Origin of the sequence: Novosphingobium sp. FKTRR1 (assembly GCF_020404405.1) — a bacterium.
Lineage (GTDB): Bacteria > Pseudomonadota > Alphaproteobacteria > Sphingomonadales > Sphingomonadaceae > Novosphingobium.
This window is the reverse complement of sequence record NZ_JAIZDA010000094.1, coordinates 1-1,055: the sequence shown is the minus strand read 5'-3', so window position 1 is coordinate 1,055 and position 1,055 is coordinate 1. Positions and strand designations below refer to the sequence as shown.

Sequence of the window (1,055 nt, the reverse complement as noted above, 5' to 3'; positions counted from 1 at the left end):
GGCCGATTTATTGGTTCGTTGCGCCGGTCAGTTTGCCGACGGCTTGTGCGCCTGCCGGGGTGGCTACCAGCACCTCATCGCCGTCGACCACCACGATCAGATCGCTGGCGCCGACCACCGACACGCGCGGGCCGTCGCTGCTGACCAGAACGTTGCGGCAGCCCAGCAGTTCCGCGCGGCCCTTCCCGGTGTTGTGCACCGCGTTGCCGTCCGCGTCGCTCGCCATTGCCTCATGCAGCGCCTGCCAGTTGCCGATGTCCGACCAGGCCATCGTCGCTGGCACCATCGCGGCGCGCGCGGTGTTTTCCATCACCGCATAATCGACCGATTCGCTCTCGATCAGCGCGAACGCTTCGGGATCGGGGTGAAAGCGCTGGCCATCCTCATGTCCTTGCGCCACCGCCGTCTGCACCGCAGCGAACAGCGTCGGGCGATGCGCCGCCAGTTCGGACAGGAAGAACCCGGCGCGGAAGGCAAAGATGCCGCCGTTCCACCAATACCCGCCATCGGCGAGGAACTGCAGCGCGCGATCCAGGTCGGGCTTTTCGACAAAGCGCGCCACGCGGTAGCCCTCGCTGCCGGTGATGCCGTCGCCCTGCTTGAGATAGCCGAAGCCGGTTTCGGGCGCGGTCGCGGCAATCCCGAAGCTGACCAGCCAGTCCTGCGCGGCCAGCGCGGCCGCTGCCTGCGCCGCTGCGCGAAACGCCGCCGCATCGCCGATGTGGTGGTCGCTCGGACACACCAGCATCACCGCATCGGCAGGCAAGCGCAGCGCCGCCAGCGCGATCGCCGCCGCCGTATTGCGCCCTTGCGGCTCGACGATGATCCGGCTGTTGGCCGCATCGGGAACTTGCGCCTCGACATGTTCAAGATGCACCGCGCCGGTCACGATCACCGGCGCACCGAACCCGGCAAACCCGTGGCAACGCAGCAACGTCGCTTCGAACAGCGTCGTGTCACCCACCAGCGGCAGAAACGGCTTCGGCTTCACCTTGCGCGAACGCGGCCACAACCGCGTCCCGCTACCACCGCACAATACTACCGGGATGACCATG

At 67.5% G+C, this 1,055-nt stretch carries 1 protein-coding gene; it reads right to left on the bottom strand.

The genetic code is table 11. The features are described from left to right. Positions 1–7: 7 nt before the first annotated feature. The gene (locus tag LDN95_RS23045) at positions 8–1,054 is read right to left on the bottom strand and encodes a mannose-1-phosphate guanylyltransferase (protein WP_226019832.1); all 1,047 of its coding nucleotides are present in this window, start codon (positions 1,052–1,054) and stop codon (positions 8–10) included. Between the last annotated feature and the right edge of the window lies 1 nt (position 1,055).

Excerpts from the sequence above, each read along its gene's own strand:
- LDN95_RS23045 (WP_226019832.1), bottom strand. The coding sequence starts at position 1,054 with ATGGTCATCCCGGTAGTATTGTGCGGTGGTAGCGGGACGCGGTTGTGG.